The sequence below is a fragment of the Paenibacillus sp. FSL W7-1088 genome (assembly GCF_037969855.1).
Taxonomy (GTDB): Bacteria; Bacillota; Bacilli; order Paenibacillales; family Paenibacillaceae; genus Paenibacillus.
This window is the reverse complement of record NZ_CP150216.1, coordinates 482,763-499,150: the sequence shown is the minus strand read 5'-3', so window position 1 is coordinate 499,150 and position 16,388 is coordinate 482,763. Positions and strand designations below refer to the sequence as shown.

16 protein-coding genes and 1 riboswitch are annotated in these 16,388 nt (G+C 48.8%); of the genes, 8 read left to right on the top strand and 8 right to left on the bottom strand.

Annotation, left to right across the window (positions count from 1 at the left end):
• Positions 1-35: 35 nt before the first annotated feature.
• Positions 36-1,334 carry a serine--tRNA ligase gene (gene serS / locus MKY42_RS02395; RefSeq protein ID WP_339848304.1) on the bottom strand — a complete coding sequence of 433 codons (1,299 nt, stop codon included), beginning with the start codon at positions 1,332-1,334 and terminating at the stop codon, positions 36-38.
• A 381-nt stretch (positions 1,335-1,715) separates the two neighbouring features.
• On the opposite strand from serS, the gene MKY42_RS02390 reads away from it, so the two are divergent.
• Entirely contained in the window at positions 1,716-2,951 is a 1,236-nt protein-coding gene (locus tag MKY42_RS02390; protein WP_339848302.1) for an MFS transporter, read from the top strand.
• A 449-nt stretch (positions 2,952-3,400) separates the two neighbouring features.
• Here the strand turns inward: MKY42_RS02390 and MKY42_RS02385 are convergent, their stop codons facing one another.
• Entirely contained in the window at positions 3,401-3,889 is a 489-nt protein-coding gene (locus MKY42_RS02385; RefSeq protein WP_339848300.1) for a hypothetical protein, read from the bottom strand.
• A 191-nt stretch (positions 3,890-4,080) separates the two neighbouring features.
• On the opposite strand from MKY42_RS02385, the gene MKY42_RS02380 reads away from it, so the two are divergent.
• From MKY42_RS02380 to MKY42_RS02350, 7 genes are all read left to right on the top strand, one after another.
• A complete protein-coding gene (locus tag MKY42_RS02380) occupies positions 4,081-4,467 on the top strand; it encodes a VOC family protein (RefSeq protein WP_090904118.1) in 387 nt (128 codons plus the stop codon).
• Between the two features lie 18 nt (positions 4,468-4,485).
• The gene (locus MKY42_RS02375; RefSeq protein WP_179261994.1) at positions 4,486-5,241 is read left to right on the top strand and encodes an NAD(P)-dependent oxidoreductase; all 756 of its coding nucleotides are present in this window, start codon (positions 4,486-4,488) and stop codon (positions 5,239-5,241) included.
• Between the two features lie 145 nt (positions 5,242-5,386).
• Positions 5,387-5,499: riboswitch (TPP riboswitch) on the top strand.
• 221 nt (positions 5,500-5,720) lie between these two features.
• On the top strand, positions 5,721-6,761 hold the full coding sequence (locus MKY42_RS02370; protein WP_339848295.1) for an ABC transporter substrate-binding protein: 1,041 nt from the start codon (positions 5,721-5,723) through the stop codon (positions 6,759-6,761).
• 219 nt (positions 6,762-6,980) lie between these two features.
• Positions 6,981-7,271 (top strand): MTH1187 family thiamine-binding protein, encoded by a 291-nt coding sequence (locus tag MKY42_RS02365; protein ID WP_024632265.1) that lies wholly within the window; start codon positions 6,981-6,983, stop codon positions 7,269-7,271.
• The gene (locus MKY42_RS02360) at positions 7,271-8,029 is read left to right on the top strand and encodes an ABC transporter permease (protein ID WP_090904114.1); all 759 of its coding nucleotides are present in this window, start codon (positions 7,271-7,273) and stop codon (positions 8,027-8,029) included. The genes MKY42_RS02365 and MKY42_RS02360 overlap by 1 nt, the downstream gene beginning before the upstream one ends.
• A gap of 45 nt (positions 8,030-8,074) precedes the next feature.
• Positions 8,075-8,974: an ABC transporter ATP-binding protein gene (locus MKY42_RS02355; protein ID WP_090904113.1), complete on the top strand. Its 900-nt coding sequence runs from the start codon at positions 8,075-8,077 to the stop codon at positions 8,972-8,974.
• 95 nt (positions 8,975-9,069) lie between these two features.
• Complete coding sequence (locus MKY42_RS02350; protein WP_090904112.1) at positions 9,070-9,876, top strand: TatD family hydrolase; 807 nt, start codon at positions 9,070-9,072, stop codon at positions 9,874-9,876.
• Positions 9,877-9,988: 112 nt separating this feature from the next.
• On the opposite strand, the gene nfsA is transcribed toward MKY42_RS02350, so the two are convergent.
• From nfsA to MKY42_RS02320, 6 genes are all read right to left on the bottom strand, one after another.
• Positions 9,989-10,732: an oxygen-insensitive NADPH nitroreductase gene (nfsA, locus tag MKY42_RS02345; RefSeq protein ID WP_090904111.1), complete on the bottom strand. Its 744-nt coding sequence runs from the start codon at positions 10,730-10,732 to the stop codon at positions 9,989-9,991.
• The gene (locus MKY42_RS02340; protein ID WP_090904110.1) at positions 10,716-11,324 is read right to left on the bottom strand and encodes a TetR family transcriptional regulator; all 609 of its coding nucleotides are present in this window, start codon (positions 11,322-11,324) and stop codon (positions 10,716-10,718) included. Before MKY42_RS02340 ends, nfsA begins: the two co-directional genes overlap by 17 nt.
• 227 nt (positions 11,325-11,551) lie before the next feature.
• The gene (locus MKY42_RS02335) at positions 11,552-12,712 is read right to left on the bottom strand and encodes an ABC transporter permease (RefSeq protein ID WP_090904109.1); all 1,161 of its coding nucleotides are present in this window, start codon (positions 12,710-12,712) and stop codon (positions 11,552-11,554) included.
• A gap of 329 nt (positions 12,713-13,041) precedes the next feature.
• Positions 13,042-15,570, bottom strand: coding sequence for a heavy metal translocating P-type ATPase (locus MKY42_RS02330; RefSeq protein WP_256222413.1), 2,529 nt, complete (start codon positions 15,568-15,570; stop codon positions 13,042-13,044).
• Between the two features lie 160 nt (positions 15,571-15,730).
• Positions 15,731-15,931, bottom strand: coding sequence for a copper ion binding protein (locus MKY42_RS02325; protein ID WP_090904108.1), 201 nt, complete (start codon positions 15,929-15,931; stop codon positions 15,731-15,733).
• 48 nt (positions 15,932-15,979) lie between these two features.
• Positions 15,980-16,381 carry a metal-sensitive transcriptional regulator gene (locus MKY42_RS02320; protein ID WP_090904107.1) on the bottom strand — a complete coding sequence of 134 codons (402 nt, stop codon included), beginning with the start codon at positions 16,379-16,381 and terminating at the stop codon, positions 15,980-15,982.
• Positions 16,382-16,388: the final 7 nt, after the last annotated feature.

Below are 16,388 nucleotides of genomic sequence, written 5' to 3'. Positions count from 1 at the left end.
TCCCTTTTTACTTCTCAACACAGCGTGTAATCCTTTTAAATCTCTTCATCTTCGTGCGGCAAAATCAAATATTCGGCACCGCCCATATAGGGCTGAAGTGCGGCTGGAATACGAATGCTTCCATCCGCCTGCTGATGATTCTCCAGCAATGGGATCAGTATACGTGGCGAAGCCACAGCCGTATTGTTCAACGTATGGCAGTATGCAAGCTTGCCTTGGGCATCGCGACAACGAATATTCGAACGCCGAGCCTGGAAATCATGCAGATTCGACGACGAATGTGTCTCCCCGTACGCATTGCGGCTTGGCATCCAGGTCTCAATATCGTACTGTTTGTACGTTTTCTGCGACATATCCCCTGTACACACAGCAACTACTCGATAAGGCAGTTCCAGCAATTGCAGTAATTCTTCGGCGTGTCCTGTAATTTCCTGCAGCATTCGCTCCGATTCTTTCGCATCCGGTGCACAGAGAATGACTTGTTCCACTTTGGCAAATTGATGCACCCGGTACAATCCGCGTACGTCCCGCCCGCCTGAGCCAACCTCACTGCGGAAACATGTCGATGTGGCAGCCAGCTTGATTGGCTCCTGCACATCCACAATCTCATCCGCATAATACGAAACCAGCGGCACTTCCGATGTTCCCACCAGCCACTTGTTCTCGCCTTGTAATTCATAGACCTGATCCCGTCCTGTGGGGAAGAACCCCGTGTTCAAAAGTGTATTCTCCCTCACCATCAGAGGAACTTCCATTGGCGTAAATCCATGCTTCAGCAGCAGATCAAGCGCAAGTTGCTGTACAGCCCGGTGCAGGAGCAGCCCTGCTCCTTTGAGCACATAGCTTCGTGTTCCGCCGATTTTCACCCCACGTGGGATGTCGATTAGATCATGCCGTTCACCGAGTTCCACGTGATCCTTGGGCTCATAATCGAATACCGGCAGCTCACCCACACGTCTCAGCTCCACATTATCCTCATCCGATACGCCCAATGGCGTATCCGGCGATACAACATTGGGTACCAACCATTGCAGCCTTGTCACTTCCTCCTGCACAACGGCAAGCTTGGCTTCAACATGCGCCAACTGATCATTCAGCTGTTTCACCTGTCCCCTTAAACCCTCGGCTTGCTCACGCTCACCAGCTTGCATCAGTCTGCCGATATCCGCAGATAACGAATTACGTACTCTACGCCCTTCTTCCGTTTCCAGTAAAAGAGCTCTGCGCTCTTCGTCCCGTTCCAACAATTCGCGAATACTGATATCCATTCTCTTGCCGACTGCCGCAGCTTGCACCTCTTCTGCATGCTCCCGAATCCACTTCATTTCCAACATGGTCACCGTCTCCTTTGGCTGTAAAAATACAAAGAGCGCCCTCATCCCTTGGGACGAGGAGCGCTCTGCTCGCGGTGCCACCCAACTTGCTGAACCAGAATATTCTGATTCGGCCTCTTGGTCCGCGATAACGGGCGGTTCCGGTTAACTTGGGGAATGGTTCGCTCCCCTGGCGAAAACGCCTCCGAGTTGGATGCTCTTCAACGGCATGGTCCGATCTGTAATTGTTGTTTTTCAGTATATACGAACTTTAGTCTCCATTGCAAGTTATCCGTGCATACCCTTACATGTCCTGTTATGATAGAGATTGTTTGTTTTTAGGAAATACTCCTGAATGGCAGACTTACTACATAACATAATATCTAGAAGGAGTTTTTCTTCATGAAAAAATTGCTTTGGATTGGATGCTTGTCCTATTTCCTCATCGGACTTGCCCATGTGGTTCTCGGCTCCATCCTGCCCGTTGCTCTTGAACATTATGGCAAGGATTATAGTCAGGGAGGCACACTGATATTTGCCCAATTTGCCGGGTTCCTGGGTGGTGTACTGTTATCTCCATGGTTGAATAAACGCTTCGGGAAACGAGGCGGTCTATTAATTGCTGCAGCTCTGCTCTGCATTGCAGAGTTATCCTATATGCTGCTGCCTCCTTGGGGCTGGATGTTCATCATTGCACCTGCAGCCGGATTTGGATTTGGCATGATCGAGGCTGTCATCGGTACAATTATCATTGCAGCAATTAAAGATAATACGGCGGTTGCCATGAGCCGACTTGAAGTGTTATTTGGTATCGGCGCCATGGTCATGCCGCTCATTGCCAGCGGTCTGATTTCTGCAGAGTACTGGCGCATGTCGTTCCTCGTGGTTGCCGTCTGTGCAGCGATGACTTTTATCTTCTGGGCCAAAAGTTCATTCGGTGAGCTGGACAACGAGCTGAGTCGACGCAGCTCAGACCAGACTCCTGTACACACTCAAGCTGCTGAATTGCCAAATGGAACGAATCCTGAAGACATTAAACCAACTCGTTCAACCTATCACGGCCGTAATTTGGCTCTTCTGTCTTTATTTGTTTTATTTTTCTTTCTCTATGTCGGCACTGAAATGAGCCTTGCCAACTTCATGCCAGCCATTCTGATTGAGAAAATGAACATGAAGGAAGCAGGTGCTGCACTTAGTGTTACCTGCTTCTGGATCGCCATGTCCGTTGGACGACTGTTTGCCGGATATATTGCGGAGAAATTCCAATATCGCGTCTACGTTCTGTACAGTTGCCTTGCAGCAGTTGTGCTGCTGATGATCTTTCCTTTTACCAACCAGATCTGGTCGGCATTTCTGATCATTCTGTTGCTCGGGCTCGCATTATCTGGTGTATTCTCCATTGCCCTCGTCTTCGCCAGCAAAATGCTGCCTGGAACAGAAGAATCAACGCCCAGCATCCTGATTGCGTCAGGTGGGGTTGGTGGTGCCATTCTGCCTTTGGTTACAGGCTGGAGTCTGGACCATCTGGAGGTTAACCAGTCCGCATGGATGCTTGCCATTTTTGCAGTTGGTCTGCTGATGATCAGCGTGATTGCGTATCAATGGCAGAACAAACATGTGGTCGATACAGTGACTTAACAGTTATGTGTCGAGGCAGACCTGAGAATTAGAATCAGAAATAGAATACCTATTATAGAGATTGAGATGTCCACCGCCATGAATTGGCGGTGGACATTTTGTTGTAGCGTTATTCTGTTCTAACGAACCTGGTACACGCTATTCATCTCCATTTCTGCATGTTTGAAATCTAACGAATCCTAGAGACGTTATTCTAGATAATTAGCTCCAAATCAAGGTCTCGTTGCAGTTTCTTAGCATAATAACGCCGCTGAGATTCGTTAGATTTTTCATTCCTTAAAAACCGGCCTAATAAGATGTTCTCGATTCGTTAGCGCTGTAATCATGGTAGAAAGTGTCCTACCTTTGCCTCAGATCACCTTTCATTGAAGGTGATCATACGATCTATTTATTTGCACAAGATTGCCCAGGAAATACTTTCAGGTGCTCTAAATCGGAACTAACGTTATTTAGGTTGAAGGGACTACACTCCCCTTATCCTTAATGAATTTACCGAACACATATCGAACGAGTGGTCCCAGAATAATCAATTGGTAAGGAAGCGCCAGGCTGAAATTACGAGCAATCGTATGAAGATACGTACTTAGTACGGAGGCTCCATTTAACTGATTCGCAAGATAAGCGGAAATCATTCCGTACAAGGACATGATCAGAACCATCCCAATGACCATGAAAAATGACATAGCGAGCACGCCCAAAATTTTATTGGATTTGTCAAAAGGTAAGGAAAATGCAATTTTTCTCGCTACAGGTCCAACAATGAAGAACTCCACCAGAAACGCAATAATAAAACACAATATGAATTGAAGCAGTATATCTAGCGCGGACATCTTGCTCAATAACCCATTGTGCCATAAATTGAAAGTCATCATGACGATGACCATTCCTGTGCACATCATCATTCCAAAAACAATCTGTTCTTTCTTCGTCGTTGGCAAATCTCTCATCCTCTCTGTTTACCTTCGTAATTATAGAGATGATGAAGCCTTCCTCATAAGTGAACATTCTGTGAACAATTATAATTTTTCCAAATTAAAAATCGGATTTGACAACCCCGTAGTACAGCCCTATGATATCCCTTAAAATGGTAGAAAAGATCCACTGCATATTTAAAGGAGGATTTTTGATTATGAGTTTTCAAAAGCGCATTGACCACGTCGGCATTGCCGTTCGCGATCTGGAGACCACGCTGCGTTTCTACACGGAGATTGTTGGTCTTGAATTGAAAGACCGGGTAACCCATACCAACGGTGTCATTCAGCTCGCCTTTCTCGGCTTCAACGGAAGCGATGAGACCGAGATTGAGTTGATTCAGGGATACAGCGACAAGCTGCCTTCCGAAGGTACGGTGCACCACTTTGCCATCCATGTCGATGACCTTGAGGCCGAGTATAACCGCATTAAAGAAACCGAGGCCGAGTTTATTGATGGAGAGATGATTACACTGCCTAACGGTTACCGTTATTTCTTCATCTATGGACCTGAAAAGGAATGGATTGAGTTCTTCCAGCGCTAAAAATTGGAGCTGATTTTTATGAACATTTTAATTACCGGTGCAGCCGGAAAAATTGGACGTGACGTGTCCCAACACTTGTCAGAAGCATTTCACCTGCGACTAACAGATTTGAATATCGACAGACTGCATACGTATCAAGGGACAGACCATGAGATCATGACACTGGATGTGACAGATCCCGAAGCCTGTCAGCACGCTTGCGAAGGCATGGATGTGGTTGTACATCTGGCGGGAGATCCTTCCCCGCATGCCGGATTCTATGAATCGTTGTTGGACATCAATATCAAAGGTACATTTAATGTATTCCGTGCAGCCAAGGACCAAGGTGTGCAAAGAGTCATTCTGGCAAGCAGTGCACAGACGATCGAGGGGTATCCCATTGATGCTCAGGTCTATCCAGACATGCCGACACGCCCACGGAATTTGTACGGGGTTAGCAAATGTTTTGGAGAATCGCTTGCTTCCTATTTTGCGTATACCGAAGGTTTACAAAGTGTTGCAATACGTATCGGTGCATATGATGATTTTCAACCGGATGGACCCGTGCTGGAGGCAAGGGATATGAGCGCGTATATTAGTCCGGCTGACTTGTGTAATTTGATGTTCAAAGCAATTACAGCTACAGAGCTGGAGCCCTTCACCATACTGCATGGGATCTCGAATAATAAGTTTAAACGGTTGAATCTGGAAGCCACTCAGAAACAGGTAGGCTATGACCCGAAATCCGATGCTTTTGCACTCAGTCAGATTTCCTTATATGATTCGCCACGATAATTGTTGAAAATCACACATCTTAACAGGCTGTTATACATATGTATAACGGCCTGTTTGATAACTTCATACGTGTCCCCATCCAGTTCCTGACTGGACATGCATAGGCCTCTGGCCTATAATTACACATAGTAATGCCCGTAACTTCATAGTTTCCCAGGGGAGTCGGAATAGGCCGGCTGAGAGTGTATCCCACCAAGATACTGACCCTTAGACCTGATCTGGATCATGCCAGCGTAGGAATCGGAGTATATCGAATTGGCCCAGCCTCTTTGCTGAGTGCCACATCTCTAACGCCTGCACGCGTCCCGGATTAACGGGGCGCTTTTTTAATGTTCTTTTATATAGCCAGAGAGCTAAAAAAAATGACGTCATCCGGATCATAGCTGGTATAAATCTGTCGATTTATGCAAGATGCTTGGATATGAAGCCAAGGAGTACCCCGTGCCACTGGCCGGACAACATGAAGGAGAGAAATGAAGATGAGATGGCGTAAAATGATGGGCCTAATGCTCTTGTGCGTACTACTAGTGGCTGTGGCCGCATGTGGCGGCAAAGAAGCTGCACCTTCAGGAGAAACTGGCAGCAGCAATACCGAAAACAGCAATGAAGGTGACAACGCAGCCCTCAAGGACATTAAAGTAGTGCTGGACTGGACACCAAATACGAATCATACCGGCCTGTATGCGGCCGTAGATCAAGGTTTTTACAAAGCCGAAGGCTTAAATGTCGAGATTGTACAGCCAGGTGCCGGAGGCGCGGATACGATGGTAGCTTCGAACGAAGTGCCTTTTGGCGTAAGTTATCAGGAGAGTGTGACTCAGGCCCGCACACAAGACGTACCGCTCGTGTCCATCGCAGCCGTTATTCAGCATAACACGTCGGGATTTGCTGCTCCGGTGGATCGGAACATCAAATCTCCCAAAGATTTTGAAGGCAAAACCTATGGTGGCTGGGGCTCCCCGGTAGAAGAAGCCGTGATGCAATCCATTATGGAAGGTGAAGGCGCCGATGTATCCAAAGTGAAAAACATTAACATGGGTGACGCCGACTTTTTCACCGCTGTGAAACGTGATATCGACTTTGCCTGGATTTTCTACGCGTGGACGGGTATTGAAGCCGAACTGCGCGGCGAACCGATCGACATGTTATATGTGAAGGATTATTCCGAGGCACTGGACTACTACACTCCTGTACTCGTTACCAATGAAAAGACGATTCAGAACGATCCCGAGCTGGTTAAAGCATTCCTGAAAGCCACTTCCGAAGGATATCAATATGCGATTGATCATCCCGAAGACGCTGCGAACATTCTGATCAAGGCCGTACCGGATCTGGATAAGGACCTTGTACTCGCAAGCCAAAAGTGGCTGAGTCCGAAATATCAGGATGACGCACCGCGCTGGGGTGAGCAAAAGCAGGAAGTATGGCAGAACTATACAGATTGGATGTTTAGCAAAAAACTGCTCGATGAGCAGGTAGATGTATCCAAAGCGTATACGAACGAGTTTCTACCCCAATAAAAATGGTTTAAGTTTAACTTTTTTTTACACCAGAACGAAGAGTGCAGAACCCATCTGAAGAAGCGAAGCGCTCACCTTTATCCCCGGATTTCCTCCGTTAAAAATTGTTAAAGAAATCCGGGGATAACAGTGATCGGAAGAGGGTACTGCAATCGGAGTGGTAAAGTGTAAAGCTGGTTTAACTCATGCAATTTAACCCGAAAGGAAAAGTGATCTCTCATGGCAAGCACACTACTTAGCATTCAAGTCATTCCCAAAACGCCAAATGGGGAAAATTCCTATCCTTATGTTGACCGTGCCATTGAAGTGATTCAGCAGTCCGGCTTGAAATATCAGGTTAATCCACTGGATACCACGATGGAGGGTGAACTGGAGGAACTGCTGGAGGTTGTCCGCAAAATGCACGAAGTTCTCGTGGAAGCCGGCAGTCCAAGCATCATCTCACAGATCAAGATCGCCCATAGCCCAAGCGGCTTCAGCATGGACACCCTGACGGAGAAATATCGCTAATGCATGCCTATTGGAAAAGCGTATGGCCGCCCTTTGTGGCGGTTATTCTCTTTATAGCGATATGGCAGGGAGCTGTCTCCCTGTTCCATATTGAGAAATGGATGCTGCCTGCGCCTTCGGACATCGCCCATGAAGCAGCGTCCCAAGCAGATCGACTTGGCATGCATGCATGGGCAACAATCCAGCTGACATTGATTGGGTTCGCAGCAGGTACGCTCGTGGGATTACTGATTGCGATGGTGCTGCATTTGATTCCATTTTTGAAATCTGCACTCTATCCATTACTTATCCTTAGTCAAAATATTCCGACCATCGCGCTCGCGCCGCTCCTGTTAATCTGGTTCGGATTTGGGCTGCTGCCCAAATTGATTACTATCATCCTGGTCTGCTTCTTCCCGGTGGCTGTAGCTGCTATGGACGGGTTGACCCGCACCGATGCAGCGATGATGAACTATATGCGCATGGCTGGTGCAAAACGCGGCCAAATCTTCTGGAAGCTCGAACTTCCACATGCATTGCCCTCGGTATTCTCGGGGATTAAAATCGCCGCTACGTACAGCGTCATGGGTGCGATTATCGCCGAATGGATCGGTGCAGATAAGGGGATCGGTTATTATATGATGCTGCAAAAATCAGCCTATCGGACGGATCGTCTTTTCGTGGCAATCATGATTATTGTAGCACTGAGCCTGCTGCTCTTCCTGCTCATTGCGCTACTGGAGAAGCTGCTCGTACGCTGGCGACCACAAAAGCGATAACTTTGAAATATATGCACCCTATAAAGGTTAGGAAGTGATGACAAGATGACACCCGAACACAACGAGCGGGTAGCTGCTGAGCCGGATGAAGGTGCAACCCTTCCAACGAGCAGCGGAGGTCCCGAGCAAGAAAACGTGGCCTTACCTGCACATCAATCATCACCAGCGCTCGAAGTTCTGAACGTGCATGCTTCGTTCCGCGAGCGACGCAGCACATTGCCTGTTCTGGATGGCCTGTCCCTGACCGTGGAACAAGGAGAATTCGTAGCCATCGTCGGCCCTTCCGGCTGCGGCAAAAGCACCCTGTTTCACATCATCGGCGGCCTGCTGAAACCACAGGAGGGACAAATCCTGATGAATGGTCAGAATGTTACCGGGCAACGCGGCAAGATTAGCTATATGCCGCAGCAGCCTGCCCTCTTCCCATGGCGTACCATTGAGGACAATGTGCTGCTTGCAGGTGAAGTGTCTGCGGATGCACCCCCCCGGGCTGAGGCGCTTGCAGATGCCCGAAAGTGGCTGGGCAGTGTCGGACTGGCCGGGTTCGAACAAGCCTATCCGCATATGTTATCGGGCGGTATGCAGCAGCGGGTTGCCTTTCTGCGCGCCCTACTCAGTCCGCAGGAGCTGATGCTGCTGGACGAGCCTTTCAGTGCGCTGGATGCACTGACCCGCAGCGATATGCAGCGCTGGCTGCTCGATATCTGGGAACAAAACCGCCGCTCGGTGCTGTTCATTACGCATAATATCGAGGAAGCACTGCTGCTCGCTGACCGTATCTACGTCCTGTCGAATCGGCCTGCGACTGTACTTCACGAGGTCGATGTTCCCTTTGATCGTCCACGTCGGGAAGCGATTACGGAGGAGTCTGCTTTTCTTGAACGGAAACGGCAGATTTCCCAGTGGATGAGAGAAGAACAGCAGAAAACCCGCCTATCTAAATAGTGCGGGTTTTTAAGTTATTATTTTCCTAAAATGGGTGATCTAAGATTAACTACTCTGCGTATCATTGGTAAAAGATAAAAAGGAGGGGTCCAGCCATGCAATCAACCGCTTTTGCACCCTTGATCGATGCCCATCTTCACCTGGACAAATATACACCTGAAGAACAACGTGAGATGCTGCATTCCTTCCCGTCCCAACAGGTTGAGGCCGTCATCGCCGTTTCCATGAATCTGGCATCTGCCCAGACCAACCTGGAACTCGCTTCACAATACCCCCGTACCGTATATCCGGCCTTTGGCTTCCATCCGGAGCAGCCCCTGCCGTCCCTGGCAGAGCAGGATCTGTTCTTCGACTGGATCGAAAAGCATATGGAACAAGCCACAGCGATTGGGGAAGTTGGATTGCCTTATTACAACCGACAGGAAGCCGAACAATTAGGACAATGCTTTGATCAGCGCGGCTATATCGATCTGTTGGAGCGATTTATCCAGCTAGCCAAGCGACACGGTAAACCGATTATACTGCACGCTGTATACGAGGATGCCGATATCGCCTGTGATCTGCTGGAGCAATATCATCATCGCCGGGCTCATTTTCACTGGTTCAAGGGTTCCAAGCGGACCGTCCAGCGAATGGCTGACAACGGATATTTCGTCTCATTCACACCTGATATCATATACGAAGAGGAAATTCGCGAATTAGCTCGCCAGTATCCTTCCGAGCAGGTTATGGCAGAGACCGATGGGCCTTGGCCCTTCGAGGGACCTTTCCAGGGAAGAATGACGCACCCTGCCATGACGAGACAGGTCATTCAAGCTTGGAGTGAAGTGACCGGTATGGGAACGGAGCGGGCTGCGCGTCTCTTTTATCAGAATACGAAACGCTTCTACGGTCTCCCTTAGAGACGAGTTGGCGTCCAGTCTTGTGCTGATTCCTCAACTAAATGGGTACAGTATAGTATACAAAAAAGAAGTCAGTTGGCATCCGCCGAACTGACTTCTTTTGTATTTACGCTTAACGTTTCAAGAATCCTTTGCCTTCGAGGAATGGCTTCATCTGTAGACGTACCGGCTCTGTGAGACGTTTCGCCATCATTTCGGACCACGGCGTAGAGCGTTCCCCTTGGGTGCGCTCCTTCATGTATGCAGCAGTCGTTTCGTCATAGCTCTCGACGCCTTTGAGGGTCTGCTCGGCGTTATAGCGGCCATGGTGTAAGACCGCATCCAGCGGTAGACGCGGACGAATACCCGTCTCCTGATCAGCAACACCAATACACATTCCATATACTGGATATACTCCCTCAGGCAAGCCCAATACTTCGCTAACTTCCTCAATGCGATTGCGCAGCCCACCAATATATACAATTCCGAAACCCAGTGACTCTGCTGCAAGTGCAGCATTTTGCGATGCGAGTGCTACATCGATTGTCGCCACCATAAAGTTTTCAGTGGAGTCCTCATAGGATTCCTTTTCAGGCAAATGACGCTTGGCAGCATCACTTAACCGATATAGATCAGCACACCATACGAGAAACACAGGGCATTCGTTCACGTAAGACTGATTGCCTGCCAATTCAGCCAATTTGGCCTTCTGCTCCTGTTCGGTAACAGCAATTACAGTATAGGCCTGTACACTACTTGAAGAGGAAGCCATCTGCCCGGCCGCCACGATGGCTGCCAGCTGTTCCTCACTTACCGGGTCTGACTTGAATTTCCGCACAGAGCGGTGCTTCATCATCAATTCAATGGTTTCGTTCATCGCTATTCACTCCCAATCCTCGTAGTACGAATTCAATGGTCTGCTCGGCCAGCTCATCTGTGTTCATGTCCTGATAGTCAAAGCTAAATCGTGAATTCTTGGCCCGTTTGTGTGCCAAAGCCACACCCATGACCTGAAGCATCGCATAAGATACGGACTCAATCTGAAACACGCCCTGCTCCTTGCCTTCTTGCAGCAGTTCTCTCACTCTGGTCCAGACGGGGTCCAGAAAACGAAACACGGTAGCTGTACGATGGGTACGCAGCGTAATTTCAAGCTGCACAATATCGCTCATCTCCCGGTCCGTCATCGTGAACTTTACGACTTCACCTATGATTCGTCGGATACCCTCCACGGGGGAGGACATGGACTCTTCAGCCAACTCGTTCATCATATGATCAGGAAAAAAGTGTTCAAATAAGGCTTCAAACACCTTTTCTTTTCCGCCAAAATGATACGAGACCAGCGATACATTTGCACCCGCCTCATCACAGATTTGACGAACACTTGTCCCGTCATACCCCTGCTGTGCAAAAAGCTTCTTGGCTGCAAGCAAAATCCTCGTTTTTATATCCAATTCCGGTTCCGTCATTCCGTCCGCTCCTCTTGTCCGTTCTATTCATTTGCTCCAGCTCACCAGGCTGCAGCGAGACTACTCTATCGTTTCATTATGAAAGTTTGTGCATCAAAGCGCAAGGTGTGTGGCCTGCAATCCTGCAAGGCTAGCCACCTTAAGCTACTATTAAACCAAGCACCCCGGTGAATATCACCGGGGTGCTTGATCATATCCTATGAAGACCAACCATTACGTCTGGAATATTAGCTGTTCATTTGAGCCGGGCTTGGTGCCCCAACTGGCATGCGTTGTTTTTTCAACAACGTCACCACCAGGGAAAGGGCTACAGCAACCAGCAATACAATGGTAATCGAGCCAGCAGCGGCTTGAACTCCAGGACCGCCCAGTTGAGCGCTCAGAACACCTTGAACGGCATATGTGGCTGGCAGATACTGGCCAATACCACTGTAGAAACTGTTCAGCAATTCACGTGGCACCATTGCACCGGAGGATACCAGTTGCAGGGACAGGGAAATGATGTTGAACAAGCTTCCCGCTGGTCCAAAGCAGATCAGGAAGAACTGGGAGAAGAACATGAACGTGCAGAGGAACAACGCCTGGAACAACCAGAATGCGATAAATCCTTGCTCGATCTGTCCGCCCAGGGACACTATCAGTGATGATCCCAGCAGGGAAACGACAAGAGCAGACCCCAGATTGATAACCACTCTGGCACCGAACAATGTCCAGCGGGAGTGAGTAGCGGACAGCATACCCATCGCTGTCTGCAGGTTCATCCCCATAATCATGGCTCCCACATAAGAAGCGAGTACCATCATCATCGGAACCATTTGGTTGTTCATGCCGTTAACCGGATTAATGGAAGTGGTTGTACCTTCCACTCGTGTAGTCAGGTTGGCAGCAGCTTCAGCTGCCTGAGCTGCAGGCGCTCCGGAAGCGGTCAACACAGCTTGCACACCTTGTGCGGTTGCTTGCTTGTTAATCGTGTTCGTCACACTTTGCGATACACCTTGCATCATGCTTTTGATCGTCACCGGGTTCGCCTCGTTAATGGTGTACTTGATTTCGGCAGTGGAACCGGCTGTCTGAATCATCTCGTTAAACCCTGCAGGAATATTGAGCACCATATGAATCTTGCGATGATTTAACTGGTCAAGTGCTTCAGCAGCACTGAGATTCGTTACGGTATGAAAAGGAAGTGTCTCAGCCATACGATCTGCGATCCCCTTGGACTGCTCTCCATCCTCATTGACAACGGCAACCGTCAATTCATTCATCCGGTCATTCACTCCGGAATATGCTGTCATCCAGATCACGCTGAAGATCACTTGGAACATAAGTGCCGTCACGATCCCCACAATTACTGGCGGTTTTTTCAACAATATACGTAAAGCCTGCAACATAAATGATGTCCTCCATTACTCATTAGTTCGAATTTGATGTAAACGATTGTTTAAATCAAACGATCGTTTTAAATTTTAAGTCTATATGTCTATATTGTCAAACTATTTCTGAAAGGTTCAGAAAGATAAAGATGTGTTTCGCAAACAATGAATTCCATTTCATAAGAGGACATCACTTCACATCCTCACCTCTTTTAACAAGGAAAGGACAGCTCCTTTAACATATCTCAAACATCGTTCCCCAACAAAAAAAGGCGCGGATCGTAGCGGACCGCACCTTGCTTACTTTTGAGCATAATAAAAAGTTGAATCACGTCCCTCAATGGACATCAGTCATTGCTTTTCAGTTTCATTCGTTGCAGACGCAGCGAATTCAGTACAACCGACACGGAGCTGAACGCCATGGCCGCACCTGCCAACCAAGGAGCCAGGAAGCCCACTGCTGCAATTGGAATACCAATCACGTTATAACCAAGTGCCCAGAACAGGTTCTGCTTGATATTGCCCATCGTGCGCCGGCTCATCTCGATCGCATCTGCAATACTGTTCAGGTCCCCGCGCATTAGCGTAATATCCGCTGCTTCCATCGCTACATCGGTTCCGGTTCCAATCGCCATACCAATATCGGCTGTAGCAAGGGCCGGAGCATCGTTGATTCCATCTCCAACCATCGCTACCTTGAGGCCACTTTCCTGAAGTTTTTTCACTTCTGCCGCTTTACCCTCTGGCAGCACCTCAGCCAGAACTTTATTAATTCCGGCTTGCTCCGCTACAGCGCGTGCTGTCCGCTCATTGTCTCCCGTAATCATGATGACATCGATTCCCATAGCATGAAGCCGCTGAATGGCTTCCCGTGAAGTATCCTTGATAGTGTCAGCCACGGCAACAACCCCAGCCCATTGACCGTCTACCGCGACCAGCATCGCTGTACGCCCTTGTTCTTCAAGGTTGTTCATCTGCTGCATGGTTTCCTCGGAGACATTCACCTTCGCATCCGTAAGCAGTCTACGTGTCCCGACCAGGACCTCTTGTCCCTGAACCCGAGCTCGCACACCATATCCCGGTATGTTCTCGAATTGCTCGGATTGGGTTAACTCCAGACCTTTAGCTCGGATTCCTTCTACAATCGCCTCAGCCAAAGGATGCTCCGAACTCTGCTCAGCTGCCCCCACTCGCTGCAACAGCTCTGCTTCCGACCACTCTGGAGCGGTCACCACATCTGTAAGCACGGGCTTGCCTTGGGTAACTGTACCTGTTTTGTCCAATACAACGGTCTGGATCTGCTGTGCCGATTCCAGATGTTCGCCGCCTTTGAACAATACACCGTATTCCGCCGCACGTCCCGATCCAGCCATAATAGACGTTGGCGTTGCAAGGCCCAGCGCGCAAGGACAGGCAATGACCAGAACAGCAATCGCCTTCTCCAGCGAACCGGCAAAGTCACCGGGACTTGCGAACAAATACCAGATCAGGAACGTCACTGCCGCGATGCCTACAACAATCGGAACAAAGATGCCTGAAATCACATCGGCAATCCGCTGAATAGGGGCTTTGGAACCCTGCGCTTGCTCAACTACTTTAATAATCTGAGATAATGCCGTGTCCGAGCCAACGCGGGTGGCACGCAGTCGTAATACTCCATTTTTGTTCAGCGTAGCGCCTGTAACGGTGTCCCCCGGTTTTTTATCCACGGGCAGGCTCTCTCCGCTTAACATGGATTCGTCAACAGAAGACTGCCCCTCCTCCACGATGCCATCCACAGGAATGCTGTCTCCGGGTTTGACCAGAACGAGATCACCTACCACAACATATGCCGACGGTACAATAACCTCCTGTCCATCACGAATCACTCTGGCTTCACGTGGAGCCAGTTCAATGAGGCTCTTGATCGCCTGAGAAGAGCGCCCTTTGGCTACGGCTTCGAACCATTTTCCCAATAGGATCAACGTAATCAGGATTGCACTCGTCTCATAATATAGTTCCACAGTTGGCATGGCTGCTGCAGCCATGCCCGCCCCGCCATGATCCATCATGGTCGAAGCTGCATTGCCGCTGATCAGGGTCAGATACAGACTGTAGAAGAACGCTGCACTTGTACCCAAAGCAACCAGTACATCCATATTGGCACTGCCATTGCGCAGCGCTTTATAGGCTCCTACATAGAATTGCCATCCGATCACAAACTGTACTGGCGCTGCCAACACCAGTTGGAACCATGGGTTCATGAACAGGTCCGGTACCCAGATCCACGAAGTGAATGAGAAGTGACCCACCATGGCCCAAAGCAGCGGCAAAGATAACAGGGCGGAGATCATCCATTTCCACTTTTTGCGCTGTAATTCACGCTCTCGCACTGATTGGGTATCTTCCTGTGTCTGCTGCAATTCCGCGCCATAACCAAGCTGCTTGATCTTCGCCGTAATATCGGATGCTTTCAACGCTCCCGCTGCGAACTCCACATGTCCCGTCTCAAGCGCCAGATTCACGTTAGCTCGGGATACACCCGGTAACCGGGAAAGACCCTTTTCGATTCGAGCAGAACAAGCAGCACAGGTCATGCCTGTAATGTCCAGATCCACGGATTCCGTTACTGTACCGTAGCCAAGCGCCTCCACCTTATCCCGCAAAGCATTGATGTTCGTTGTCTTCGGATCATAGGATACCGTTGCTTGTTCAATGGCGAGGTTCACATTCGCCTGATTGACCCCTTCCATTCGGGACAATCCCTTCTCAATCCGGGTAGAGCAGGCAGCACAGGTCATGCCTGTAATTTGCAGAGTTGTCTGTAATCCAGCTGCTTCTGGCGATGGTGCGGATTCTGATGCTGTTGCGTTTGCCGTTGTTGATGACTTATCCATGTTGTTAGCTCCTTTCTCTATGAAATATTCTATTCATTCAATACCCCCAAGGGGTATATAAAAGACGAAAAATCAGGCTTAAACAATGAACTTATTTATCGGAAAAGAGCTGTTGAATTCCTTTCCATGCAAAGGCAAGTTCAGTTTAAGCCTGCGATGATTAGACTACGTCATACCCTTGATCTTCAATGGCTGCCTTGATCTGATCCACATTGACTTTTTGCTCGTCATATTCAACTGCGACAGTTCCTGCTGCCAGATCAACCTGACCACTCGCTCCCGCATTCTTCACGGCTTCTTCAACCGATTTCACACAGTGATTGCAAGACATTCCTGTAACGTTCAACGTAATATTAGACATGGATAGTTCCTCCTTAGATATATAAATGATGAATTCATTCAAAAATAATTACTTCATTAACTTCCTTACCGTTACCAATAATTCATCCACAACTTCATGCTCTCCGGCCTGAATACGCTCAACGATACAGCTCTTCATATGACCTTCCAGCAACAGCTTGCCTACTGAATTAAGAGCAGACTGAGCCGCCGCGATCTGCGTCAGCACATCATCACAATAGGTGTCCTTTTCGATCAAGCCCTTGATCCCGCGGATCTGTCCTTCAACACGGTTCAATCGCGAAATCAGGTTGCCCTTCATCTCTTGGGAGTGATGGCTCTTGCGCACATGCTTTCCATCACTGCCTGCCGTATGACATGAATCAGCTTGCTGATCATCGGACTGTGACACTTCGTTCACCTCTGTTACGGATGACTCCAAAGGTTCCTTGGGATGGCTCTGATGTTCCATCGCGAAC

Excerpts from the sequence above, each read along its gene's own strand:
- serS (WP_339848304.1), bottom strand. The coding sequence starts at position 1,334 with ATGTTGGAAATGAAGTGGATTCGGGAGCATGCAGAAGAGGTGCAAGCT.
- MKY42_RS02390 (WP_339848302.1), top strand. The coding sequence starts at position 1,716 with ATGAAAAAATTGCTTTGGATTGGATGCTTGTCCTATTTCCTCATCGGA.
- MKY42_RS02380 (WP_090904118.1), top strand. The coding sequence starts at position 4,081 with ATGAGTTTTCAAAAGCGCATTGACCACGTCGGCATTGCCGTTCGCGAT.
- MKY42_RS02375 (WP_179261994.1), top strand. The coding sequence starts at position 4,486 with ATGAACATTTTAATTACCGGTGCAGCCGGAAAAATTGGACGTGACGTG.
- MKY42_RS02370 (WP_339848295.1), top strand. The coding sequence starts at position 5,721 with ATGAGATGGCGTAAAATGATGGGCCTAATGCTCTTGTGCGTACTACTA.
- MKY42_RS02365 (WP_024632265.1), top strand. The coding sequence starts at position 6,981 with ATGGCAAGCACACTACTTAGCATTCAAGTCATTCCCAAAACGCCAAAT.
- MKY42_RS02360 (WP_090904114.1), top strand. The coding sequence starts at position 7,271 with ATGCATGCCTATTGGAAAAGCGTATGGCCGCCCTTTGTGGCGGTTATT.
- MKY42_RS02355 (WP_090904113.1), top strand. The coding sequence starts at position 8,075 with ATGACACCCGAACACAACGAGCGGGTAGCTGCTGAGCCGGATGAAGGT.
- MKY42_RS02350 (WP_090904112.1), top strand. The coding sequence starts at position 9,070 with ATGCAATCAACCGCTTTTGCACCCTTGATCGATGCCCATCTTCACCTG.
- nfsA (WP_090904111.1), bottom strand. The coding sequence starts at position 10,732 with ATGAACGAAACCATTGAATTGATGATGAAGCACCGCTCTGTGCGGAAA.
- MKY42_RS02340 (WP_090904110.1), bottom strand. The coding sequence starts at position 11,324 with ATGACGGAACCGGAATTGGATATAAAAACGAGGATTTTGCTTGCAGCC.
- MKY42_RS02335 (WP_090904109.1), bottom strand. The coding sequence starts at position 12,712 with ATGTTGCAGGCTTTACGTATATTGTTGAAAAAACCGCCAGTAATTGTG.
- MKY42_RS02330 (WP_256222413.1), bottom strand. The coding sequence starts at position 15,570 with ATGGATAAGTCATCAACAACGGCAAACGCAACAGCATCAGAATCCGCA.
- MKY42_RS02325 (WP_090904108.1), bottom strand. The coding sequence starts at position 15,931 with ATGTCTAATATTACGTTGAACGTTACAGGAATGTCTTGCAATCACTGT.
- MKY42_RS02320 (WP_090904107.1), bottom strand. The coding sequence starts at position 16,381 with ATGGAACATCAGAGCCATCCCAAGGAACCTTTGGAGTCATCCGTAACA.